Below are 24,514 nucleotides of genomic sequence, written 5' to 3'. Positions count from 1 at the left end.
CCCGATGCTATGTCACTGCAGAAGAGATCCCCGCCTTGCCCCACGCCCCCCAACGCCGCTGGTACCCCCCGGTCTTTCTCATCGCCGCGCTGGTCCTGCTGCCGCTGAGCGTCCTGCTGCTGTCCTGGCAGACGGTCGACCTGCAGATCTGGTCGCACCTGCTCGACACCCAGATGAGCCGCCTGCTGGGCAACACCTTGACCCTGGTGCTGGGTGTCGGTGTCGGCGTGACCGTGGTGGGCGTGAGCCTGGCCTGGCTCACCAGCCTCTGCGAGTTCCCCGGGCGGCGCTGGCTGGATTGGGCGCTGATGCTGCCATTCGCCATCCCGGCCTATGTCCTGGCCTTCGTGTTCGTCGGTCTGCTGGATTTCGCCGGCCCCGTGCAGAGTGCCCTGCGCGAAGTCTTCGGGCCGATGCGCCTGCCCCGGGTGCGCTCCACTGGCGGGGTGATCACCGTGCTGGTGCTGGTGTTCTACCCCTACGTCTACCTGCTGGCGCGCACCGCGTTCATGGCCCAGGGCAAGGGCCTGATGGAGGCGGCGCGGGTGCTGGGGCTGTCGCCGTTGCAGGCGTTCTGGCGGGTGGCATTGCCCATGGCGCGGCCGGCCATCGGTGCGGGTATCGCCCTGGCGCTGATGGAGACACTGGCCGATTTCGGCGCGGTGTCGGTGTTCAACTTCGACACCTTCACCACCGCCATCTACAAGACCTGGTACGGCTTCTTCAGCCTGTCCAGCGCGGCGCAACTGGCCAGCCTGCTGCTGCTGGCCGTGATGCTGGTGCTGTATGGCGAGCGGCGTTCACGCGGTGCCAGCCGCAGCGGCAACGAACGGCCACGGGGGCAGGCGCTCTACCACCTGCGGGGCATCAAGGCGTTCGCCGCCAGCAGCTGGTGCCTGCTGGTGTTCGCCTGCGCCTTCGTCATCCCGCTGCTGCAACTGCTGGTGTGGTGCTGGCAGCGGGGCCGGCATGACCTCGACGAGCGTTATCTCGGGCTGGTGCTGCATACCCTCTACCTGGGTGGCATGGCGGCGTTGATCACCGTCTGCGCCGCCTTGCTGCTGGCCTTTGCCCGGCGCCAGGCGCCGACCACCGGCATCCGCGCCGGGGTCGGCCTGGCGAACCTGGGCTATGCCTTGCCGGGCTCGGTGCTGGCGGTGTCGATCATGCTGGCGTTCAGTTACCTCGACAATCAACTGGTGATTCCGTTTTCGCAATGGCTGGGCGGGGCGGGCAAACCGCTGCTGCTGGGCAGCCTGTCGGCGTTGCTGCTGGCCTACCTGGTGCGCTTCATCGCCGTCGCCTACGGCCCGCTGGAAAGCAGCCTGGAGCGCATCCGCCCGTCGCTGCCGGAGGCTTCCCGCAGCCTAGGGGTCGCCGGGCCGAGATTGTTTTTCAAGGTGTATCTGCCGTTGCTGGTGCCGGGTGCCATGAGCGCTGCGTTGCTGGTGTTCGTCGACGTGCTCAAGGAAATGCCGGCCACCCTGCTGATGCGCCCGTTCGGCTGGGACACCCTGGCCGTGCGGGTGTTCGAGATGACCAGCGAAGGCGAATGGGCACGCGCCTCGTTGCCGGCGCTGAGCCTGGTGCTGGTCGGCCTGCTGCCGGTCATCGGTTTGATCCGCCGCTCGGCCCATCGTCCGGGGCAACCGCGCTAAAGGTGTCAGGCCGACAGCTTGCGGCTACAATGCGCGGCATTCGCAGCGGCGGCTCCTACAAGAACAGGTGATGACTGAACATCGCCGACTGCCGCCGCCTCGCCACGCCCGGAAGGAGAAACCCATGGGACAGCGTACGCCTCTGTATGACCTGCACCTGGCGCTCGGCGCCAAGACGGTCGATTTTGGCGGTTGGGACATGCCCCTGCACTACGGCTCGCAAGTCGAGGAGCACCATCAGGTGCGCAGTGACTGCGGGGTCTTCGATGTCTCCCACATGACCGTCATCGACATCGATGGCTGTGCCGCCACCCCTTGGCTGCAACATCTGCTGGCCAATGACGTGACCCGCCTCGACGCCCCCGGCAAGGCCCTCTACAGCCCGCTGCTGAACGCCGACGGTGGGGTGATCGACGACCTGATCGCCTACCGCACCGAGGACGGCTATCGCCTGGTGGCCAACGCGGCTACCCGCGACAAGGTGCAGGCCTGGCTGCAGGCGCACAGCGTCGGTTTCGCCATCAATTTCAAGCTGCGCCCGGAACTGGCGATCCTCGCCATCCAGGGCCCGCAAGCCCGCGAGAAGGTCGCAGCCCTGCTCAGCCCCGCACGCGCGGCCCTGATCCGCGAGCTGCGCCCGTTCGAAGGCGTTGCCGAAGGTGACTGGTTCATTGCCCGCACCGGCTACACCGGCGAAGACGGCCTGGAGATCATCCTGCCCGGCGCGCAGGCCCCGGCGTTCTTCAACGACCTGGTCGGTGCCGGCATTGCCCCGAGCGGCCTGGGTGCCCGCGACACCCTGCGCCTGGAGGCCGGCATGAACCTCTATGGCCAGGACATCGACGAAGCCCACACCCCGCTGACCTCCAACCTGGGCTGGAGTGTTGCCTGGGAGCCGGCCAGCCGCGAATTCATCGGCCGGGCCGGCCTGCTGGCGGAAATCGAGCAAGGTGTGCAGGAAAAGCTGGTCGGCCTGGTGCTGGAAGAGCGCGGCGTGCTGCGCGCCCACCAGGTGGTCCGTGTATCCGGGATTGGCGAAGGGGAGATCACCAGTGGTAGTTTCTCTCCTACGCTGAGCAAGTCCATTGCCCTGGCCCGCGTGCCCATTGCTACTGGCGAACGCGCCGAGGTGGAGATCCGCGGCAAGTGGTACCCGGTGCGGGTGGTCAAACCGACCTTCGTGCGCCACGGCAAGATCCTGATCTGACTAATTTAACGGCGGGCCAACCGCTGACCCAATCGAGGAATACAAGACTATGAGCCAAATCCCCGCCGACCTGCGTTTTGCCGATAGCCATGAATGGGCCCGCCTGGAAGCCGACGGCACAGTGACCGTTGGTATCAGTGACCATGCCCAGCAAGCCCTGGGTGACGTGGTGTTCGTCGAGCTGGCCGAAGTCGGCAAGGTGTTCGCCGCAGGCGACGCTGCCGGCGTGGTCGAGTCGGTGAAAGCTGCCTCCGATATCTACGCCCCGATCGGTGGCGAAGTGATCGCGGTCAACGAAGAGCTGGCCGACAGCCCGGAGCTGCTCAACGAAGAGCCCTACGAATCGTGGATCTTCAAGCTCAAGCCGAGCGACAAGTCCGAGCTGGACAAACTGCTGGATGCCGCGGGCTACAAGGCTGCCATCGGCGAGTAAGCCTGAGGGCCCTATCGCGGGGCAAGTCGCACCGGCGCACCGCCGCTCCCACAATCTGGATACTCCCAAGGATTGGGTGGTGTCCTCGACCTGGCGTGGGAGCGGGCTTGCCCCGCGATGGCCCTGGCACTGCAAGCGCAAGTTTTCCCGCAACATCGCCGATCCCTTCCTAGACTTGTAAGTCTCCATGAGAACTGGTCCAGGAAGAGATCGTCGCCATGTCCCAGTCGCCGTCCCTGCATCAACTGCAAGTATCCAACTCATTCCTGAGTCGCCACCTGGGGCCCGATGCCCAGGAGCAGCAGGCCATGCTCGATGCCCTTGGCCTTGCCAGCCGCGGCGAACTGATCGAGCAGACCGTGCCGCCCGGCATCCGCTTCAACCGCCCGCTCGACCTGCCGCCGGCCCTCGATGAACAGGCCGCCCTGGCCAAGCTCGCCGGCTATGCCGCGCAGAACCAGCTGTGGACCAGCCTGATCGGCATGGGCTACCACGCCACCGTCACCCCCACCGTCATCCTGCGCAACGTGCTGGAGAACCCGGGTTGGTACACCGCCTACACGCCCTACCAGCCCGAGATCGCCCAGGGGCGCCTGGAAGCGCTGCTGAACTACCAGCAGATGGTGATCGACCTCACCGGCCTGGCCCTGGCCAACGCCTCGCTGCTGGACGAGGCCACTGCCGCCGCCGAGGCCATGGCCCTGGCCAAGCGCGTGGCGCGCAGCAAGAGCAACGCGTTCTTCGCCGACGAGCATTGCCATCCGCAAACCCTGTCGGTGCTCAAGACCCGCGCTGAAGGCTTCGGCTTCGACCTGATCATCGACTCTGTGGATAACCTCGCCAGCCACCAGGTGTTCGGCGCTTTGCTGCAATACCCCGACACCCACGGCGAAGTGCGTGACCTGCGCCCGCTGATCGACCAGTTGCACGCCCAACAGGCCCTGGCCTGCGTCGCGGCGGATATCCTCAGCCTGGTGGTGCTCACCCCGCCCGGCGAACTGGGCGCCGACGTTGTGCTTGGGTCCACCCAGCGGTTTGGCGTGCCCATGGGCTTCGGCGGCCCTCACGCGGCCTATTTCGCCTGTCGTGACGACTACAAGCGGGCCATGCCCGGGCGCATCATCGGGGTGTCCCGCGATGCCCGCGGCAATACTGCGCTGCGTATGGCCCTGCAAACCCGCGAGCAGCACATCCGTCGCGAGAAGGCCAACTCCAACATCTGCACCGCGCAGGTGCTGCTGGCCAACATTGCCAGCTGCTACGCCGTCTACCACGGCCCCGAGGGCCTGCAACGCATCGCCCAGCGGGTGCACCGGCTGACCTTCATTCTCGCCGCCGGGCTGCAAAGCAAAGGCATCAAGCGCCTCAACCAGCACTTCTTCGACACTCTCACGCTGGACGTCGGTGGCACCCAGGCGGCGATCATCGAAAGCGCCGAGGCTGCCCGCATCAACCTGCGCATCCTTGGCCGTGGGCATCTGGGCCTGAGCCTGGACGAAACCTGCGACGAAGCCACGGTGCTCAAGCTGTTCGACATCTTCCTTGGCGTCGACCACGGCCTGGACATCGCCACCCTGGACCAGCAAGCCCTGCCCGAGGGCATCCCCGGCGCCCTGGTGCGGCGCACGCCGATCCTGCAGCACCCGGTGTTCAACCTGCACCACAGCGAAACCGAGATGCTGCGCTACCTCAAGCAGCTGGAGAACAAGGACCTGGCGCTCAACCAGTCGATGATTCCGCTGGGCTCCTGCACCATGAAGCTCAACGCCACCAGCGAGATGATCCCGATCACCTGGCCCGAGTTCGCCCTGCCGCACCCGTTCGCCCCGGCCGCCCAGGTTCTGGGTTACAAGGCGATGATCGACGAGCTGGAAAGCTGGTTGTGCGCCATCACCGGTTTCGACGCCATCTGCATGCAGCCCAACTCCGGCGCCCAGGGCGAGTACGCGGGGCTGATGGCGATCACCCGCTACCACCAGAGCCGCCACCAACCCAAGCGCACCCTGTGCCTGATTCCGTCCTCGGCCCACGGCACCAACCCGGCGTCGGCGCAGATGGCCGGCATGGAGGTGGTGATCGTCGAGTGCGACGAGCAGGGCAACGTCGACCTCGACGACCTCAAGGCCAAGGCCCAGGCCGCCGGCGAACGGCTGTCCTGCCTGATGATCACCTACCCCTCGACCCATGGCGTGTACGAGGAGGGCATCCGCGAGATCTGCGAGGTGATTCACCAGCACGGCGGCCAGGTGTACATGGATGGCGCCAACCTCAACGCCCAGGTGGGGCTGGCGCGCCCGGCCGACATCGGTGCCGACGTCTCGCACATGAACTTGCACAAGACCTTCTGCATCCCCCATGGCGGCGGTGGCCCGGGCATGGGGCCGATCGGCATCCGTGCGCACCTTAAGCCGTTCGTCGCCAGCCACCCGGTTGTGCCGGTGCCCGGGCTGGACCCGAACAACACGGCGGTCAGTGCCGCGCCGTGGGGCAGCGCCAGCATTCTGCCGATCAGCTGGATGTACATCGCCATGATGGGGCCACAGCTGGCCGATGCCAGTGAGGTGGCGATCCTGTCGGCCAACTACCTGGTCAGTCAGTTGCGCGATGCCTTCCCGGTGCTCTACAGCGGGCGCAACCAGAGGGTGGCCCACGAGTGCATCCTCGACCTGCGCCCGCTCAAGGCGCTGACCGGCATCAGCGAGGAGGATGTGGCCAAGCGCCTGATGGACTATGGCTTCCATGCCCCGACCATGTCGTTCCCGGTGCCGGGCACGCTGATGGTCGAACCTACCGAGAGTGAGTCGAAGGCCGAGCTGGACCGTTTTGTCGAAGCGATGCTGGCGATCCGCGCCGAGATCGCGCAGGTGCAGGACGGCAACTGGCCCGCCGAGGACAACCCGCTCAAGCATGCCCCGCACACCCTGGCCGACGTGCTGGCGCCGTGGAACCGGCCCTACAGCATCGAGCAGGGCATCGCCCCCAGCGCTCACGCACGCCAGCATAAATACTGGCCGGCGGTGAACCGAGTCGACAACGTGTATGGGGACCGGAACCTGTTCTGTTCGTGTGTGCCGGTGGAGGCGTATCGCTGAAATTGCCCCCGCCCTGTGGAAGCAGCAATTTTGTGTTGCTTGTACTGGCCTCATCGCTGGCAAGCCAGCTCCCACAAGGTTTGCGCATGGCCTGGGCTGATGCGGTCGGGGTGGGAGCCGGCTTGCCGGCGATTGGGCTACAAAGCAGCTCCCTGGATTACTCGGCTACCGCATTCTTGGCCAGGATTGCGTTGGCCAGTTCCATGTCGCTGGCCTGCACGCCCGGGTTGTCGGCGCGAACCTGGTTGATGGCAGCTTCCAGGAACGGCCCGCGAATCGCACCGTCACTGGCAACGAAGCTGCCGGCGTCATCCTGGGCGGCGACGATCAGCTTGTGGTCCTTGAAGGTCAGGTAGGTCGAGGCAGTGGTGGCACCCGAGGAGATGATATTGCGCCAGAACGTGTCGGCCATGGCGGAGCCAATGGGCAGCGCGAACAGGACAGTGGCTGCGATGGCTGTTTTGAAACGCATGATGAATCACCTCGGTCTTTGAGGGCTGTTTGAGATGCCCGTTGGATCATGCCTGCCCAGGCCAAGTTCCCGTTCACACAGGGGATTTATCACTTATCCACAGACCCGCAGCACCTCCTCCAGGGTGGTCAGGCCCTGCTCGACGCGGTCCTGGCCGCAGCGTTGCAGGTCACGCAGGCCATCGGCCTGTGCCTGCCGGCGCAGGGCGGCCAGGTCGGCGCCCGGGGTGATCCGTTCACGCAGGCTGGCGCTGACCCTGAGCAACTCGAACAAGCCTGTGCGGCCCTGGAAACCGCTGCCCCGGCACTGGCGGCAGGGCTGCTCCTGCCGGGCGCTGTCGCGGCAGGCCGGGCACAGGGTGCGCACCAGGCGCTGGGCCAGCACGCCGATCAGCGTGGCCTTGATCAGGTAGTCGGCCACACCCAGTTCCTGCAGGCGGGTAATGGCACCGCAGGCATCGTTGGTGTGCAGGGTGGACAGCACCAGGTGCCCGGTCAGCGCCGCTTGCACGGCCACCTGCGCGGTCTCGGGGTCACGGATCTCACCGATCATGATGATGTCCGGGTCCTGGCGCAGCAGGGCGCGCACGCCGTCGGCAAAGTTCAGGTCCAGGCCTGGTTGGACCTGCAGCTGGTTGATGGCAGGCTCCAGGCGTTCGATGGGGTCCTCGATGCTGCACAGGTTTACCTGGGGGGTGGCCAGGTGTCTGAGGCTGGCATACAGCGTACTGGTTTTGCCCGAGCCGGTGGGCCCGGTGACCAGCAGGATGCCCTGGCGCTGTTGCAACAGCGCCTGCCACTGTTCCAGCAGCGAGCCGCCCAAGCCCAGGCGCTCGAGGGTGTCATGCCGTTGCCGGGGGTCGAACAGGCGCAGCACCAGCTTCTCGCCGAACGGCGTGGGTAGGGTGGAGAGCCGCAACTCGATGTCCGCCCCACCGGGTAGACGGCTTTTAAGCCGGCCATCCTGGGGCCGGCGTTTCTCCGCCACGTTCATCCGCCCCAGGTGTTTCAGGCGGCTGACCATGGCCAGCGCAACCGCCGCCGGGAAGGCGTAGACCGCGTGCAGCAGGCCGTCGATGCGCAGGCGCAGGTGGCCCTGCGCCTGGCGCGGCTCCAGGTGGATATCGCTGGCGCCTTGTTCGATGGCGTACTGCAGCATCCAGTCGACGATATGCACGATGTGGGCGTCGTCGGCACTGGCTTGAGCATGGCTGGCGCCCAGCTCCAGCAGTTGCTCCAGCTCGCCCAGGCGCGGCGATTGCTGCTGCCCGGCACCGTGCACCGAGTGGGCCAGGTTATAGAAGGTCGTCGCCAGCTGGCGCAGTTGCCTGGGGCTGGCCAGCACCCGGCGCACCTGCTTGCCAAGGCTCAGGGCCAGGTCGGCTTCCCACTCGCGCTGGTAGGGCTGGGCGCTGGCCACGGTAATGCTGCTGTCGTCCATGGCCACCGCAAGGATGCCGTGGCGCTGGGCAAATGCCGCAGAGACCAGGTTGCCGAGGCGTGCCAGGTCGATCTGTAGCGGGTCGATGTGCAGGAACGGCTGGCCAGCCTGATGCGCCAGCCAGCGGCAGAGGCTATCCAGCCCGAGGGCCTGGCCTGGGTGCAGTGGGTCTAGAAGGGCCAGGCCGGCAATCAGTTCCAGGGGATGGTCGGCGGGGTGGGACCTTGCCCGTTCGAGTGCTTGCAGGGCATCGCCGGCGGTGATCCGCTGCTCGGCCAGCAGGGCGTCGAGCAGGCGGTTGAGGTCGAGGTCATGGCTATCCTTGGCGAGCATGGTGGCGTCCTGGCCAGGTGAGCGAAGGCCTGGAAAGGCTAGCTCGGGTGGCCCATCCGCGATGCGGCAAAGGATTTCCGGATCTTGCCGCCGGCGGCCTTCAGCTGACTGCCACGTGCGCCAGGCGCGGCAGGTTGTGCAGGCTGACTTCGGCGACACAGACCAGGTTGCGCAACTTTTGCGCGATCACTTCGGCGCGGTGCCAGCTCAGGCCGCCGATACCGATCTGCACATCGAGCATGTCGTCGCACTGGCTCACCTGCACGCTGTGCGGGGTAAGAAATTGCAGTGCGAACAGGTTCAGTACCCGGCACAAGGTGTCCGGCTCGGCTTCGGCCTGCAGGTGGTAGTGCACGGTGCTGTGCGCGGCCGTGGCGGCCCAGGCGTCGGTGCGGGGCGAAGTGAGGGGGCGTTCGAGTGCGTTCATGCTGGGTCTCCGCGAAAGTGCAGAAATTCTTGCACGTTCGGCGGGGCATATTTTCGCTATGATTCGGCCATTAACGGTTTTTACGAATTAGATGATTCGTTTTATGGCGTATTGGAGAATCAATCATGCAAAGCGAACTGGACGCCTATGACCGGCGCATTCTCGAGGTGCTGCAGGCGGACGCTTCATTGTCCAGTGCGCAGGTTGCCGAGCGCGTTGGCCTGTCGCAATCGCCCTGCTGGCGCCGTATCCAGCGTCTGAAAGAGGAGGGGGTGATCCGCGGCCAGGTGACCCTGCTGGATCGCAAGAAGGTGGGGCTGAATACGCAGATATTCGCCGAGGTGAAGCTCAATGCCCACGGCCGCTCGAACTTCGCCGAGTTCACCGAGGCGATCCGCGGCTTCCCCGAGGTGCTGGAGTGCTACGTGCTGATGGGCTCGGTGGATTTCCTGCTGCGTATTGTCACCCCGGACATCGAAGCCTACGAACGGTTCTTCTTCGAAAAGCTGTCGAATGTGCCGGGGATCCAGGAGGTCAATTCGATCGTGGCCTTGTCCGAGATCAAGTCCACGACCAGCCTGCCCTTAACGCGCTGAGGGCGACTTGAGCAGGTACTTCCAGGCGCGGTTCTGTTCGATGGCACGGGCCTGCTCGATGCGTGCTTCCAGCAGCTCGTCCTTATGCTCATCGACCAGCGCTTGCTCGGCCAGCTCATGCAGTTTGTTCAGCTCACCGTACAGACGGTCCTGCTGGGGCAGGTCGAGCACCTGGCGGGCATGGTGCATCCAGGCCTGTACCGACTCGATGCGCGGCAGCTGCTCGGCCAGGTCTTCCGGGCGCTGTACGTACAGCGGCAGCTTGAGGGCGCGGGCTTCCTCGCCGAGCAGGTGCTGCAGCCAGCTGGCCAGTTGCGCCTTGCCCTGGCGTTCGCCACGGCCTTTGCGCTCGACGGTCCAGGCACGGGCGCTCAGCCAGCGCGCGGTCTGCAGGGAGAACTGGCCCCAGCGCGGGTCTTCCAGCTCTTCGGTGAACTGCTCGGGCGCGGCGCGGCGGATGTCTTCGTCCTCGTTGCCGGCCAGCACCAGCGGGCGCCAGTCTTCCAGCAGGGCGTCGAGGCTGGCGCGCAGCTCGCGGGTGGCAGCGCGCGGCGCGGCCTGACCCAGGCTGCCAGTGAGTGCGCGCAGTTCGGCCAGGCAGCGCACCCAGTCCTGCAGCAGGCGCCAGTGGCCGGTGTAGCGGAACTGCTCGGCCAGGCGCTGGCTGCTGCCCAGCAATTGCCAGGCGAGGGCGGCGAAGGCGTCGTCCACCGGCATTTCGGCATCCAGCTCGGCGCTCGGCAGGTCCAGCTCGTAGCTGCCTTCGTCGAGCAGGCGGTAGCCGCGTTCGGCCTTGCTGATGTCACAGGGCATCAGTGGCAGCGTGGCGGCCAGTTCGGCGGCCAGCTCCAGCAGCGCTTCGGGCGCGCCTTCGCGCAGCTCGAGCTCCAGCTCGCAGATGGCTTCCTTGCGTTTGCCGGCGATCACGAAGCCTTGGTCCAGCGCAGCCTCGATCACCACCTTGGCCTTGCCACGGCCCCAGGAAATCTCCGCGTACTCGCGGGTGAAGTCGGTGGTGAACAACGGTTTGATGGTTTTTTTGTCGAGCTCGGCCAGTTGCTCGGGCCAGCAGCTGGCGTCGAGCTTCTTCAGGTCGAGCTTGACCTTGTCCAGTTGCCACTCGTGCTCGTTGCGCTCGGACAGGCCGGCCACGCTCTGGCCGCGGCACTTGAGGGTCTGGATGATTACCTCGCCGTCACGGCGCAGGCGCAGGGCGACCCGGGCGGCGGACAGTTCACGCTCGGGGGTGTCGAAATACTGATTGAGCAGTTCGCGGGTCTGCCAGCCGGACTTGTTGCGCTTTTTCAGCAGCGGGTGCTCGCGCAGGGCGGCAAGGGTCTCGGGGCTGGCGCGGAGTTTGAGTTCGGTTTCTGTGTGCATCGCGGGCTCGGAAGGAGGGGGCATCGTGGCGGGCAGTCTACAGCACTTACGTCATGAATCATCGTGGGAGCGGGCTTGCCCCGCGATAGATGGCACCGGCTGCGCCGGTATCGCGGGGCAAGCCCACCGATGACGGCCCACCGCGCACCCACTCCCCCCCCCCCCCCCCCCCCTCCCCCCCCCCCCCCCCCCCCCCCCCCACGAAGGATGATCGATTTGCTTTGTCAGGCATCTGCATTGCTATGATGCCCCCATGCTTTTGAGGAGTCCGCGCATGCCGTTGCCGTCGCTGAAAGACCAGTTCGCCGCCCTGATCGCCGCCCCGTCGGTCAGTTGCACCCAGCCTGCGCTGGACCAGTCCAACCGCCCGGTCATCGACCTGCTGGCCGGTTGGCTGGGCGACCTGGGCTTCAAATGCGAGATCCAGCAGGTCACCCCCGGCAAGTTCAACCTGCTGGCCAGCCGCGGCACCGGCCCGGGCGGGCTGGTGCTGGCGGGGCACAGCGATACCGTGCCCTACGATCCGCAGCTGTGGAAAAGCGACCCGCTGAAGCTGACCGAGGTCGATGGCCGCTGGGTCGGGCTGGGAAGCTGCGACATGAAGGGCTTCTTCGCCCTGGTCATCGACGCGGTGATCCCGCTGCTGGAACACGACTTCAAGCAACCGCTGCTGATCCTCGCCACCTGCGACGAGGAGAGTTCGATGTCCGGCGCCCGCGCCCTGGCCGAAGCCGGCCAGCCGCTCGGCCGTGCGGCGGTGATCGGTGAGCCCACCGGGCTCAAGCCGATCCGCATGCACAAGGGCATCCTCATGGACCGCATCGACATCCTTGGGCGCAGCGGCCATTCGTCGGACCCGTCCCTCGGCCACAGCGCCCTGGAGGCCATGCATGCGGTGATGGGCGAACTGATGAGCCTGCGCCGCGGCTGGCAGGAACAGTACCGCAATCCCCAGTTCACGGTGCCCACGCCAACCCTGAATTTCGGCTGCATCCACGGCGGCGACAACCCCAACCGGATCTGTGGCCAGTGCGCGCTGGAGTTCGACCTGCGCCCGCTGCCGGGCATGGATGTCGAGCAGCTGCGTGCGGCCATTCGCGGCAAACTGGCGCCGCTGGCCGAGCGCCACGAGGTGCGCATCGACTACGCGCCGCTGTTCCCCGAGGTGCCGCCCTTCGAGCAGGCCGCCGACTGCGAACTGGTGCAACTGGCCGAACGCCTGACCGGCCATCGCGCCGAAGCGGTGGCCTTTGGCACCGAAGCGCCTTATCTTCAGCAGCTCGGCTGCCAGACCATCGTCCTCGGCCCGGGCGACATCGCCTGCGCCCACCAGCCTGGCGAGTACCTGGAAATGTCACGTATCGAGCCTACCGTGCGTCTATTGCGTGACCTGATCCGGCACTATTGCCTGAGCTAAACGTCCATTGAGCTTATTCGTTCCTGCCTAGAGGAGACCGCGCGTGACCGCAAGCCTGTTCCGACGATGACTTTCGAACGTTGTGCGCCTTTTCGTTCTCCGTTCACTTATCCACAGGCCTTGTCATGCCCGATTACGTCAACTGGCTGCGCCATGCTTCTCCCTACATCAACGCCCACCGCGACTGCACCTTCGTGGTCATGCTCCCGGGCGATGGTGTGGAACACCCGAACTTTGGCAATATCGTCCACGACCTGGTGCTGTTGCACAGCCTCGGCGTGCGGCTGGTGCTGGTGCACGGCTCGCGCCCGCAGATCGAAAGCCGCCTGGCCGCCCGCGGCCTGACCCCGCACTACCACCATGGCCTGCGCATTACCGACGCGGCTACCCTCGACTGCGTGATCGATGCGGTCGGCGCTCTGCGCCTGGCCATCGAGGCGCGCCTGTCGATGGACATGGCGGCGTCGCCGATGCAGGGCTCGCGCCTGCGCGTGGCTTCCGGCAACCTGGTCACCGCGCGGCCGATCGGCGTGCTGGAGGGGGTCGATTACCACCACACCGGCGAAGTGCGCCGGGTCGACCGCAAGGGCATCAACCGCCTGCTCGACGAGCGCTCCATCGTGCTGCTGTCGCCGCTGGGCTACTCGCCGACCGGAGAGATCTTCAACCTGGCCTGCGAAGACGTGGCCACCCGCGCCGCGATCGAGCTGGGTGCCGACAAGCTGCTGCTGTTCGGCGCCGAACCCGGCCTGCTGGATGAGAAGGGGCAACTGGTACGCGAACTGCGCCCGCAACACATTGCGCCGCACCTGCAGCGCCTGGGCAGCGATTACCAGGCGGAATTGCTGGACGCAGCCGCCGAGGCCTGCAAGGGCGGGGTGGCGCGCAGCCATATCGTCAGTTACGCCGAAGATGGCGCGCTGCTTACCGAGCTGTTCACTCGCGGTGGCGGCGGCACGCTGGTGTCCCAGGAGCAGTTCGAAGTGGTGCGCGAGGCGACCATCGACGATGTCGGCGGCCTGCTGGACCTGATCAGCCCGCTGGAAGAGCAGGGCATTCTGGTGCGCCGTTCGCGTGAGGTGCTGGAGCGGGAGATCGAGCAGTTCAGCGTGGTCGAGCGCGAGGGCATGATCATCGCCTGTGCGGCGCTGTACCCGATTGCCGATTCCGAGGCGGGGGAGCTGGCGTGCCTGGCGGTGAACCCGGAGTACCGGCATGGCGGGCGCGGCGACGAGTTGCTCGAACGCATCGAGGCGCGGGCTCGGCAGTTGGGGTTGAAGACCTTGTTCGTGCTGACGACCCGGACCGCGCACTGGTTCCGCGAGCGTGGCTTTGCGCCCTGCGGCGTGGAACAGCTGCCGGCGGCGCGAGCGTCGCTGTATAACTTCCAGCGTAATTCGAAGATTTTCGAGAAGCCGTTGTAGGCGCATGCTTGTTGGGGCCTTTTCGCGGGTAAACCCGCTCCCACAGGTCATGGCGGGCCGAAGAGAGGCGTGGGGGGAAAAAAGGTTGCAACCCCTCCCGGGGTTGGTTTGCAGGGCTTGTGGGGTTGTTTTCCCCCGCGAAGAAAGCGTCGCTGCAGCCAATAAAAAACGCCGCCCCTGAGGGCGGCGTTTTCGTTTACACGGTATGCAGATACCAGTTGTACTCGAGGTCGGAGATCGAATGCTCGAACTCCTCCAGCTCGCTCTCCTTGCACGCGACGAAGATGTCGATGTACTTCGGATCGATGTACTTGTTGAGGATCTCGCTGTCGTCCAGCTCGCGCAGGGCATCGCGCAGGTTGTTCGGCAGGCTCTGCTCCAGCTGCTCGTACGAGTTGCCTTCGATCGGCTCACCCGGTTCGACCTTGTTGGTCAGGCCGTGGTGCACGCCGGCCAGCACGGCCGCCATCATCAGGTACGGGTTGGCATCGGCACCGGCGACGCGGTGTTCGATGCGCACCGAGTCCGGGGAACCTGTAGGTACACGCAGGGCCACGGTGCGGTTGTCCAGGCCCCAGCTCGGCGCGTTGGGCACGTAGAACTGCGCGCCGAAGCGGCGGTACGAGTTGACGTTGGGGCAGAGGAACGCCATCGAGGCGGGCAGGGTCTCGAGCACACCGCCGACAGCGTGACGTAGCGCGGCGTTCTGCTCGGGATCCTCGCTGGTGAAGATGTTGTTGCCATCTTTGTCCAGCACGGAGATGTGTACATGCAGGCCGTTGCCTGCCTGGCCCGGGTAGGGCTTGGCCATGAAAGTGGTGTCCATTTCATGGTCGTAGGCGATGTTCTTGATCAGCCGCTTGAGCAGCACCGCGTAGTCACAGGCCTTGAGCGGGTCGGCAACGTGATGCAGGTTGACTTCGAACTGTGCCGGGGCGCTTTCCTTGACGATCGCGTCGGCCGGGATGCCCTGCTCTTTCGCGCCTTCGAGGATGTCCTGCAGGCAGTCGGCGTATTCGTCGAGGTCGTCGATCAGGTACACCTGGGTCGACTGCGGGCGCTTGCCCGAAATCGGCGAGCGTGGCGGCTGCGGGCGGCCGTTCACGTTCTCCTGGTCGATCAGGTAGAACTCCAGCTCGAACGCGGCGCAGATGGTCAGGCCCATGTCGGTGAACTTGCTCACCACCTGGCGCAACACTTCACGCGGGTCGGCGAAGAACGGCTCGCCTTCGAGTTCGTGCATGGTCATCAGCAATTGCGCGGTAGGGCGCTTCTGCCAAGGCTCGTTGCACAGGGTGTCGGGGATCGGGTAGCAGATGCGGTCGGCATCGCCGATGTCCAGACCGAGGCCCGTGCTTTCGACGGTCGAACCGTTGATGTCGAGGGCGAAGAGGGAGGCCGGCAGGTTGATGCCTTTCTCGTAAACCTTGTGCAGGCTCGTGCGCTCGATGCGCTTGCCACGAACCACACCATTCATATCTGCAATCAGAAGGTCAACGTAGAGAACCTCAGGATGTTCCTTAAGGAACGCGTTCGCTTCGTTAAGCTGAACGGCACGCGGGGGTACCGACATGATGCAACACCTTTGTTGTTAAAAATATCAATCAAGGGGGGCTTGCAACCCCAGTCAATCGGAAAGACCGGGTTAAGTCAAGCCAGCCCCATGATGCCCTGAAATGGCACGTCTACGGCAGATTTGCTGCATATCGGGGCGTGCCATTATCCGCTATTTTCGTGCTGAAGGGTTATCCAGAGCGGGCCGTGTTTTATTTTTTACGGAGTGGTTGTGTAAAAAAATGAACAAGGCTAAGCTCGGTCACAACCCAAAACACAATAATACGAGGGTCACATGGTCCGCCTGTCGAGACCTGCCAGCACCGCATGCACGGTGCGCTCAGGTACATCTCCCGGTTACCGTCCGATCATTGCACGCCTGCAACAGTGGGTGGCTGCAGTGGCCGCAATAATTGACGGTTCGCACAAAAAAACCATGCCTCGTAATGCGTTACTGCACGTCTTCCTTTCTATCTGCCCTTTGCTTTCACTGCGGAGCCACTCTTATGGAGTGTATCCACTGGCGTCCTGCGCGCAGGTTTTTGCTTTAGCAATGCACTCCATCCAGAATCAAGGCGCGGGCCTGTCCAGGCCCCTCGGCGCTGTGTGCGCCGACTTTGACCGACGCCAGGCGTCAATGGCAGCCGGTTCCCTGCAACCGGGCCACATTACCTCCTGAGGTATTTATGAGTAACAACCTCGACCAGCTCACCGATTGGTTGAAAGAGCACAAGATCACCGAAGTGGAATGCCTGATCAGCGACCTGACCGGCATCACCCGCGGCAAGATCTCGCCCACCAACAAGTTCATCGCCGAAAAAGGCATGCGCCTGCCCGAGAGCGTGCTGCTGCAGACCGTGACCGGCGATTACGTCGACGACGACATCTATTACGAACTGCTCGACCCGGCCGACATCGACATGATCTGCCGCCCCGACGAGAACGCGGTGTTTCTCGTGCCATGGGCCATCGAGCCGACCGCCCAGGTGATCCACGACACCTACGACAAGAAGGGCAACCCGGTCGAATTGTCGCCGCGCAACGTGCTCAAGAAAGTCCTCAAGCTCTACGCCGACAAGGGCTGGCAGCCGATCGTCGCGCCAGAGATGGAGTTCTACCTGACCAAGCGCAGCGAAGACCCGGACTTCCCGCTGCAACCGCCGGTAGGCCGCTCCGGCCGCCCGGAAACCGGCCGCCAGTCGTTCTCGATCGAGGCCGCCAACGAATTCGACCCGCTGTTCGAGGACGTCTATGACTGGTGCGAACTGCAGCAGCTGGACCTCGACACCCTGATCCACGAAGACGGCACCGCGCAGATGGAAATCAACTTCCGTCACGGCGACGCCCTGCACCTGGCCGACCAGATCCTGGTGTTCAAGCGCACCATGCGTGAGGCGGCGCTCAAGCACAACGTGGCCGCCACCTTCATGGCCAAGCCGATGACCGGCGAGCCGGGCAGTGCCATGCACCTGCACCAGAGCGTGGTCGATGCCACCACCGGCAAGAACATCTTCTCCAATGCCGATGGCAGCATGAGCGAGCTGTTCCTCAACCACATCGGCGGCCTGCAGAAGTTCATCCCCGAGGCGCTGCCGCTGTTCGCCCCCAACGTCAACTCGTTCCGCCGCTTCCTGCCGGACACCTCGGCGCCGGTGAACGTCGAGTGGGGTGAAGAGAACCGAACCGTCGGTCTGCGCGTGCCGGATGCCGGCCCGCAGAACCGCCGGGTCGAGAACCGCCTGCCGGGCGCCGACGCCAACCCCTACCTGGCCATCGCCGCCAGCCTGCTGTGCGGCTACATCGGCATGGTCGAAGGCATCCAGGCCAGCGCGCCGGTACAGGGCCGCGGCTACGAGCGCCGTAACCTGCGCCTGCCGCTGACCATCGAGGATGCCCTCGAACGCATGGAAATCAGCCGGGCACTGGAGCAGTACCTGGGCAAGAAATTCATTGCCGGCTACGTCGCCACCAAGCGCGCCGAGCATGAAAACTTCAAGCGCGTCATCAGCTCCTGGGAGCGAGAGTTCCTGCTGTTTGCTGTGTGATCAACCCTGAGGCCGCCTGGGCGCGGCCACCGGACCATGGAGAAGCACATGAGCGTCAACAACCCGCAAACCCGTGAATGGCAGACCCTGAGCGGCGAGCACCACCTTGCACCTTTCAGCGACTACAAGCAGCTGAAGGAGAAGGGGCCGCGCATCATCACCAAGGCGCAGGGCGTGCATTTGTGGGACAGCGAGGGCCACAAGATCCTCGACGGCATGGCCGGCCTGTGGTGCGTGGCGGTCGGCTATGGCCGTGAAGAACTGGTGCAGGCGGCAGAAAAGCAGATGCGCGAGCTGCCGTACTACAACCTGTTCTTCCAGACCGCCCATCCGCCCGCGCTGGAGCTGGCCAAGGCGATCACCGACGTGGCGCCCGAGGGCATGACCCATGTGTTCTTCACCGGCTCCGGCTCCGAAGGCAACGACACCGTGCTGCGCATGGTCCGCCACTACTGGGCGCTCAAGGGCAAGCCGCACAAGCAGACCATCATCGGCCGCATCAACGGCTACCACGGCTCCACCTTCGCCGGCGCCTGCCTGGGCGGCATGAGCGGCATGCACGAGCAGGGCGGCCTGCCGATCCCAGGCATCGTGCACATTCCTCAGCCGTACTGGTTCGGTGAGGGCGGCGACATGAGCCCCGACGACTTCGGCGTGTGGGCTGCCGAGCAGCTTGAGAAAAAGATTCTGGAAGTGGGCGAAGACAACGTCGCCGCCTTCATCGCCGAGCCGATCCAGGGCGCCGGTGGCGTGATCATCCCGCCAGAGACCTACTGGCCGAAGGTCAAGGAGATCCTGGCGAAGTACGACATCCTGTTCGTCGCCGACGAAGTGATCTGTGGTTTCGGCCGCACCGGCGAGTGGTTCGGCTCCGACTACTATGACCTCAAACCAGACCTGATGACCATCGCCAAGGGCCTGACCTCCGGTTACATCCCCATGGGCGGTGTGATCGTGCGTGACAAGGTGGCCAAGGTGATCAGCGAAGGTGGCGACTTCAACCACGGCTTCACCTATTCCGGCCACCCGGTGGCGGCCGCTGTGGGCCTGGAAAACCTGCGCATCCTGCGCGACGAGCACATCGTCGAGAAGGCGCGCACGGAAGTGGCACCCTACTTGCAAAAACGACTGCGTGAGCTGCAGGACCACCCACTGGTGGGCGAAGTGCGCGGCCTGGGCCTGCTCGGCGCGATCGAGCTGGTCAAGGACAAGGCCACCCGCAGCCGTTACGAGGGCAAGGGCGTGGGCATGGTCTGCCGCAACTTCTGCTTCGAAAACGGCCTGATCATGCGCGCCGTGGGCGACACCATGATCATCGCCCCGCCGCTGGTGATTACCCATGCCGAGGTGGACGAACTGGTGGAGAAGGCGCGCAAGTGCCTGGATTTGACGTACGAAGCGATCAAATGACGGTCTGCTAGGCTGGCGAGGTGACATTAAGTCATTACAAGGCTCTGGTTGTGTTGAAACAGCGCCTTGTAACTTGCCAGACTAACGGCTGTTTCAGTCGCCCAGCGCGTGCACCGTGGGCCCTGGCTGCTGAACAGATGGCTTGATAATAAATTCTGGAGCATTACGCATGAAGAAATTGGGCAAGACGCTGCTGGCCGCCGCCCTGATGGGTGCCGTGGCGACCGCTGTTCAGGCTGATGACAAAGTGCTGCACGTTTACAACTGGTCGGACTACATCGCCCCGGACACCGTGGCCAACTTCGAGAAGCAGACGGGCATCAAGGTCGTCTACGACGTCTTCGACAGCAACGAAACCCTCGAAGCCAAGCTGCTGGCGGGCAAGTCGGGCTACGACATCGTCGTGCCGTCCAACAACTTCCTGGCCAAGCAGATCAAGGCTGGCGTCTACCAGGAGCTGGACCGTTCCAAGCTGCCCAACTGGAAAAACCTCGACCCGGCCCTGCTCAAGGCCGTCGGCGACGCCAGCGACCCAGGCAACAAGTTTGCCTTCCCGTACATGTGGGGCTCCATCGGCATCGGCTACAACCCGGAGAAGGTCAAGGCCGCGCTGGGCGTGGACAAGATCGATTCGTGGGACGCCGTGTTCAAGCCTGAGAACATCGCCAAGCTCAAGAGCTGCGGCGTGAGCTTCCTCGATGCACCGACCGAGATGATCCCGGCCGCGCTGCACTACCTGGGCAAGCCAAGCGACAGCACCAAGAAAGAAGACCTGAAGGCCGCCGAAGACCTGTTCCTCAAGATCCGTCCTTCGATCACCTACTTCCACTCCTCCAAGTACATCTCCGACCTGGCCAACGGCAACATCTGCGTGGCCGTGGGTTACTCGGGTGACCTGGAGCAGTCCAAGGCCCGTGCCCACGAGGCCGGCGACAAGGTCAAGCTGAGCTACACCATTCCCAAGGAAGGTGCCGGCACCTTCTACGACATGGTTGCCATTCCGAAGGACGCCGAGAACGTCGAAGCGGCCTACAAGTTCATGGACTACCTGCTGCAACCGGAAGTGATGGCCGGCATTACCAATGCCGTGCGCTTCCCGAACGGCAACAAGGCGGCCACCCAGTTCGTGGACAAGGACATTACCAGCGACCCGGCTATCTACCCTTCCGATGAAGTGAAGGCACAGCTGTACGCCATCAAGGCGCCGGAGAAGGCTGCCCAGCGCGACATCACCCGTAGCTGGACCAAGATCAAGTCGGGTAAGTAAGCCCGATGCGGGACCCTCTGGGCCGGGCCTTTGCGGCCCAGAGGCAGCTTTAGGCAAATAAGTTTGCGGCATCGAAGCCGTGAAGGTAAGTTGCGCGCCGGTTTTGCGTGAGCGGCCAGGTTTTCCGCCCGCAAAGGCACTGATTGTAAGGAGCCCCCACTTGTCTATTTCTGTATTGCGCAAGGCCTTGATGGCTGGAGCGGGCCTGACGCTGGCTTGCAGCGTCCAAGCGGCGCCCACGGTGCATATCTACAACTGGTCCGACTACATCGGGCCGACCACCCTCGCGGATTTCGAGAAAGAAACCGGTATCAAGCCGGTGCAGGACGTGTTCGATTCCAACGAAACCCTGGAAGGCAAGCTACTGGCCGGCAAGACCGGCTATGACGTAGTCGTGCCGTCCAACCATTTCCTCGGCAAGCAGATCAAGGCGGGCGCGTTCCAGAAGCTCGACAAGGGTCTGCTGCCCAACTATGCCAACCTCGACCCGGCGCTGATGAAGCGCCTCGAGAAGAACGACCCGGGCAACCAGTACGCCGTGCCCTACCTGTGGGGTACCAACGGCATCGGCTACAACGTCGAGAAGGTCAAGGCGGTGCTGGGCACCGACAAGATCGACTCCTGGGCCGTGCTGTTCGAACCCGAGAACATGAAGAAGCTCAGCAAATGCGGCGTGGCCTTCCTCGACTCGGCCGACGAGATGCTCCCGGCGGTGCTCAACTACATGGGCCTGAGCCCCAACAGCACCGACCCTGAAGACTACAAGAAGGCCGAAGCCAAGCTGTTGGCCGTGCGCCCCTACGTGACCTACTTCCACTCTTCGAAATACATCACCGACCTGGCCAACGGCGACATCTGCGTCGCGGCAGGCTTCTCCGGTGACGTGTTCCAGGCCAAGGCCCGCGCTGCTGAAGCGAAGAAGGGCGTGAACCTGGCCTACGCAATCCCGAAAGAAGGCGGCAACCTCTGGTTCGATGTGCTGGCGATCCCCAAGGATGCCAAGAACCTCAAAGAGGCCCACGCCTTCATCAACTATTTGCTGAAGCCTGAGGTTATCGCCCAGGTCAGTGATTACGTCGGTTACGCCAACCCGAACCCCAAGGCTGGCGACCTGATGGACCAGGCCGTGAGGACTGACGCCGCGGTTTATCCACCGCAGGAAGTGCTGGACAAGATGTTCGTCAACGCAGAGTTGCCACCCAAGGTGCAGCGCCTGATGACCCGTAGCTGGACCAAGGTCAAGTCGGGCAAGTAACAACAATCCAGGCCCGCCACGGCCCCTGTAGCTACAGGCCGTGTGGGCATATAAATCTTGTTGGGAGTTTCACTCATGGCAGTTGCCTCCGGTGCCTATAAGAAAGCCCTCGAGGGTGGCCAGCAACCCAAGCAGGTGCTGGTCAAAATCGACCGGGTCACGAAGAAGTTCGACGAAACCATAGCCGTGGACGATGTGTCCCTGGAAATCCGCAAAGGCGAGATCTTCGCCCTGCTGGGTGGCTCCGGTTCCGGTAAATCGACCCTGCTGCGCATGCTCGCCGGCTTCGAGCGCCCGACCGAGGGGCGGATCTTCCTCGACGGTGTCGACATCACCGACATGCCGCCCTACGAGCGGCCGATCAACATGATGTTCCAGTCCTACGCGCTGTTCCCGCACATGACCGTGGCGCAGAACATCGCCTTCGGCCTGCAGCAGGACAAGATGCCCAAGGCCGAGATCGACGCCCGCGTGGCCGAGATGCTCAAGCTGGTGCACATGACTCAGTACGCCAAGCGCAAGCCGCACCAGCTGTCCGGTGGCCAGCGCCAGCGTGTGGCCCTGGCCCGTTCGCTGGCCAAGCGCCCCAAGCTGCTCCTGCTCGACGAACCGATGGGCGCGCTGGACAAGAAGCTGCGCTCGCAGATGCAACTGGAGCTGGTGGAGATCATCGAGCGCGTGGGCGTGACCTGCGTGATGGTGACCCACGACCAGGAAGAGGCCATGACCATGGCCCAGCGCATCGCCATCATGCACCTGGGCTGGATTGCCCAGATCGGCAGCCCGATCGACATCTATGAAACCCCGACCAGCCGCCTGGTCTGCGAGTTCATCGGCAACGTCAACCTGTTCGAAGGTGAAGTGGTCGACGACGCCGAAGGCCACGCCGTCATTGCCAGCCCGGAGCTGGAGCGCAAGATCTACGTCGGCCACGGCATCACCACCTCGGTGGAAGACAAGCACATCACCTACGCCCTGCGCCCGGAGAAACTGCTGGTCACCACCACGCAGCCAACCTGCGAGCACAACTGGTCGCGTGGCAAGGTTCACGACATCGCCTACCTCGGTGGCCACTCGGTGTTCTACGTCGAGCTGCCCAGTGGCAAGGTAGTCCAGTCGTTCGTCGCCAACGCCGAGCGTCAGGGCACCCGCCCTACCTGGGGTGACGAAGTGTACGTGTGGTGGGAAGACGACAGCGGCGTGGTACTGCGGTCATGAAACTGCGCAAGCTCAAGCGAGCCTTCCAGCGCCTGACCCCGGAGGGGCGGCACCTGGTGATCGGCGTGCCGTTCATCTGGCTGTTCCTGTTCTTCATGCTGCCGTTCTTCATCGTGTTGAAGATCAGCTTCGCCGAAGCCGATGTGGCGATCCCGCCCTACACCGAGATCTACACCTATCTCGAAGGCAAGGTGCAGCTGGTGCTGAACCTGGCCAACTATGGCCTGCTCACCGAAGACGAGCTGTACATCTCGGCCTACCTCGGTTCGTTGAAGGTCGCCCTGTTCAGCACCCTGCTGTGCCTGCTGATCGGCTACCCGATGGCCTATGCCATCTCCAAGGCCAAGAAGGAGTCGCAGACCGTCCTGCTGCTGCTGATCATGATGCCGACCTGGACCGCGATCCTGATCCGCGTCTACGCCTGGATGGGCATCCTCAGCAACAACGGGCTGCTCAACAGCTTCCTGATGTGGCTGGGGCTGATCGATCAGCCGCTGCAGATCCTCAACACCAACCTGGCGGTGTATATCGGCGTGGTCTATTCGTACCTGCCGTTCATGATCCTGCCGCTGTACGCCAACCTGGTGAAGCACGACGAAAGCCTGCTCGAGGCAGCATCGGACCTGGGGTCGAGCACCTTCAACAGCTTCTGGAAGATCACCGTGCCGCTGTCCAAGAACGGCATCATCGCCGGTTGCATGCTGGTGTTCATCCCGGTGGTGGGCGAGTTCGTGATTCCTGAACTGCTCGGCGGCCCGGAAACCCTGATGATCGGCAAGGTGCTGTGGCAGGAGTTCTTCAACAACCGTGACTGGCCGGTAGCGTCCGCGCTGGCAGTGGTGATGCTGGCGATCCTGATCGTGCCCATCCTGCTGTTCAACCGCAGCCAGGCCAAAGAGATGGAGGGTCGGGCATGAAACGCTTCAGTTTCTCCAAGCTGATGCTGGTGCTCGGCTTGCTGTTCATCTACCTGCCGATGCTGATCCTGGTGATCTACTCGTTCAACGCCTCCAAACTGGTGACGGTGTGGGGCGGCTGGTCGGTGAAGTGGTACGTCGGCCTGCTCGACAACAGCCAGCTGATGGGCTCGGTGATGCGCTCGCTGGAGATCGCCTGCTACACGGCGGTCGCCGCCGTGGCACTGGGCACCCTGGCGGCCTTCGTGCTGACCCGGGTCACCCGCTTCAAGGGCCGCACGCTGTTCGGTGGCCTGGTCACCGCGCCGCTGGTAATGCCCGAGGTGATCACCGGTCTGTCGCTGTTGCTGCTGTTCGTGGCCATGGCGCAGATGATCGGCTGGCCCCAGGAGCGTGGCATCGTCACCATCTGGATCGCCCACACCACGTTCTGCGCCGCCTACGTGGCGGTGGTGGTGTCGGCACGCCTGCGTGAGCTGGACCTGTCGATCGAAGAAGCGGCCATGGACCTGGGTGCCAAGCCGTGGAAGGTGTTCTTCCTGATCACCATCCCGATGATCGCGCCATCGTTGGCGGCAGGCGGCATGATGTCGTTCGCCCTGTCGCTGGACGACCTGGTGCTGGCCAGCTTCGTGTCCGGCCCCGGCTCGACCACGCTGCCGATGGAAGTGTTCTCGGCCGTGCGCCTCGGTGTTAAGCCGGAGATCAACGCCGTGGCCAGCCTGATCCTGCTGTCGGTGTCGCTGGTGACCTTCCTGGTCTGGTACTTCAGCCGCCAGGCCGAAGAACGTCGCCGCAAGGCGATCCAGCAGGCCATCGAGGAAGGCGCCGCGGCCAACGTTTCGCAGCCGCAGGTGCGTCGCCCGTCCCAGGCTACCGCACAGGCCTGACGCCATTCGCGAGTAAACTCGCTCCCACAGGAACAGCGGTGTCCTCGGACATGGCGCTATCCCTGTGGGAGCGGGTTTA

At 64.2% G+C, this 24,514-nt stretch carries 19 protein-coding genes; 14 read left to right on the top strand and 5 right to left on the bottom strand.

Going from position 1 to position 24,514, the window contains the following annotated elements; translation table 11 throughout:
* Positions 1 to 35 precede the first annotated feature (35 nt).
* The 4 genes from ACO6VM_RS02000 to gcvP all read left to right on the top strand — a co-directional run bounded on the left by ACO6VM_RS02000 (position 36) and on the right by gcvP (position 6,390).
* Positions 36 to 1,658, top strand: coding sequence for an ABC transporter permease (locus tag ACO6VM_RS02000; protein ID WP_401057490.1), 1,623 nt, complete (start codon positions 36 to 38; stop codon positions 1,656 to 1,658).
* Positions 1,659 to 1,782: 124 nt separating this feature from the next.
* Positions 1,783 to 2,865, top strand: coding sequence for a glycine cleavage system aminomethyltransferase GcvT (gene gcvT, locus ACO6VM_RS01995; protein ID WP_401057491.1), 1,083 nt, complete (start codon positions 1,783 to 1,785; stop codon positions 2,863 to 2,865).
* Positions 2,866 to 2,914: 49 nt separating this feature from the next.
* Positions 2,915 to 3,298, top strand: a complete 384-nt coding sequence (gene gcvH, locus ACO6VM_RS01990; RefSeq protein WP_153785600.1) for a glycine cleavage system protein GcvH — start codon at positions 2,915 to 2,917, stop codon at positions 3,296 to 3,298.
* Positions 3,299 to 3,516: 218 nt separating this feature from the next.
* Positions 3,517 to 6,390: an aminomethyl-transferring glycine dehydrogenase gene (gene gcvP, locus ACO6VM_RS01985; protein ID WP_401057492.1), complete on the top strand. Its 2,874-nt coding sequence runs from the start codon at positions 3,517 to 3,519 to the stop codon at positions 6,388 to 6,390.
* Positions 6,391 to 6,547: 157 nt separating this feature from the next.
* Here gcvP and ACO6VM_RS01980 read toward each other — a convergent pair whose 3' ends face one another.
* From ACO6VM_RS01980 to ACO6VM_RS01970, 3 genes are all read right to left on the bottom strand, one after another.
* The gene (locus tag ACO6VM_RS01980) at positions 6,548 to 6,862 is read right to left on the bottom strand and encodes a DUF2388 domain-containing protein (protein WP_110992156.1); all 315 of its coding nucleotides are present in this window, start codon (positions 6,860 to 6,862) and stop codon (positions 6,548 to 6,550) included.
* 93 nt (positions 6,863 to 6,955) lie between these two features.
* Positions 6,956 to 8,635, bottom strand: coding sequence for a GspE/PulE family protein (locus ACO6VM_RS01975; RefSeq protein ID WP_401057493.1), 1,680 nt, complete (start codon positions 8,633 to 8,635; stop codon positions 6,956 to 6,958).
* A gap of 100 nt (positions 8,636 to 8,735) precedes the next feature.
* Positions 8,736 to 9,062 carry a hypothetical protein gene (locus ACO6VM_RS01970; protein ID WP_401057494.1) on the bottom strand — a complete coding sequence of 109 codons (327 nt, stop codon included), beginning with the start codon at positions 9,060 to 9,062 and terminating at the stop codon, positions 8,736 to 8,738.
* 125 nt (positions 9,063 to 9,187) lie between these two features.
* Between ACO6VM_RS01970 and ACO6VM_RS01965 the strand changes: the two genes are divergently transcribed.
* Positions 9,188 to 9,658, top strand: coding sequence for an Lrp/AsnC family transcriptional regulator (locus tag ACO6VM_RS01965; protein WP_110992159.1), 471 nt, complete (start codon positions 9,188 to 9,190; stop codon positions 9,656 to 9,658).
* Here ACO6VM_RS01965 and ACO6VM_RS01960 read toward each other — a convergent pair.
* Complete coding sequence (locus ACO6VM_RS01960; protein ID WP_401057495.1) at positions 9,647 to 11,038, bottom strand: inorganic triphosphatase; 1,392 nt, start codon at positions 11,036 to 11,038, stop codon at positions 9,647 to 9,649. The genes ACO6VM_RS01965 and ACO6VM_RS01960 overlap by 12 nt on opposite strands.
* Positions 11,039 to 11,312: 274 nt before the next feature.
* On the opposite strand from ACO6VM_RS01960, the gene argE reads away from it, so the two are divergent.
* Positions 11,313 to 12,455, top strand: a complete 1,143-nt coding sequence (gene argE, locus ACO6VM_RS01955; RefSeq protein ID WP_401057496.1) for an acetylornithine deacetylase — start codon at positions 11,313 to 11,315, stop codon at positions 12,453 to 12,455.
* 125 nt (positions 12,456 to 12,580) lie between these two features.
* Entirely contained in the window at positions 12,581 to 13,879 is a 1,299-nt protein-coding gene (gene argA, locus ACO6VM_RS01950; RefSeq protein WP_125462190.1) for an amino-acid N-acetyltransferase, read from the top strand.
* Positions 13,880 to 14,075: 196 nt separating this feature from the next.
* On the opposite strand, the gene ACO6VM_RS01945 is transcribed toward argA, so the two are convergent.
* Complete coding sequence (locus tag ACO6VM_RS01945) at positions 14,076 to 15,452, bottom strand: glutamine synthetase family protein (RefSeq protein ID WP_110992163.1); 1,377 nt, start codon at positions 15,450 to 15,452, stop codon at positions 14,076 to 14,078.
* A gap of 667 nt (positions 15,453 to 16,119) precedes the next feature.
* Between ACO6VM_RS01945 and ACO6VM_RS01940 the strand changes: the two genes are divergently transcribed.
* The 7 genes from ACO6VM_RS01940 (at position 16,120) to ACO6VM_RS01910 (ending at position 24,435) form a co-directional block, all read left to right on the top strand.
* Entirely contained in the window at positions 16,120 to 17,478 is a 1,359-nt protein-coding gene (locus ACO6VM_RS01940) for a glutamine synthetase family protein (RefSeq protein WP_258644123.1), read from the top strand.
* 48 nt (positions 17,479 to 17,526) lie between these two features.
* Positions 17,527 to 18,888, top strand: a complete 1,362-nt coding sequence (locus tag ACO6VM_RS01935; RefSeq protein ID WP_390966375.1) for an aspartate aminotransferase family protein — start codon at positions 17,527 to 17,529, stop codon at positions 18,886 to 18,888.
* A gap of 169 nt (positions 18,889 to 19,057) precedes the next feature.
* Complete coding sequence (locus ACO6VM_RS01930; protein WP_258644125.1) at positions 19,058 to 20,155, top strand: polyamine ABC transporter substrate-binding protein; 1,098 nt, start codon at positions 19,058 to 19,060, stop codon at positions 20,153 to 20,155.
* Between the two features lie 160 nt (positions 20,156 to 20,315).
* Positions 20,316 to 21,410: a polyamine ABC transporter substrate-binding protein gene (locus tag ACO6VM_RS01925; protein WP_258644126.1), complete on the top strand. Its 1,095-nt coding sequence runs from the start codon at positions 20,316 to 20,318 to the stop codon at positions 21,408 to 21,410.
* Positions 21,411 to 21,485: 75 nt separating this feature from the next.
* Entirely contained in the window at positions 21,486 to 22,628 is a 1,143-nt protein-coding gene (locus ACO6VM_RS01920) for an ABC transporter ATP-binding protein (protein ID WP_401057497.1), read from the top strand.
* Entirely contained in the window at positions 22,625 to 23,545 is a 921-nt protein-coding gene (locus ACO6VM_RS01915; RefSeq protein WP_167409790.1) for an ABC transporter permease subunit, read from the top strand. Before ACO6VM_RS01920 ends, ACO6VM_RS01915 begins: the two co-directional genes overlap by 4 nt.
* Entirely contained in the window at positions 23,542 to 24,435 is an 894-nt protein-coding gene (locus ACO6VM_RS01910) for an ABC transporter permease subunit (RefSeq protein WP_401057498.1), read from the top strand. Before ACO6VM_RS01915 ends, ACO6VM_RS01910 begins: the two co-directional genes overlap by 4 nt.
* The last annotated feature ends 79 nt before the right edge of the window (positions 24,436 to 24,514 follow it).

It is taken from the genome of Pseudomonas sp. GZD-209, from assembly GCF_049310485.1.
In the GTDB taxonomy this organism is placed as follows: domain Bacteria; phylum Pseudomonadota; class Gammaproteobacteria; order Pseudomonadales; family Pseudomonadaceae; genus Aquipseudomonas; species Aquipseudomonas sichuanensis.
Note: the sequence above shows the minus strand (reverse complement) of the source record. Positions and strands in the feature narration are given on the sequence as shown.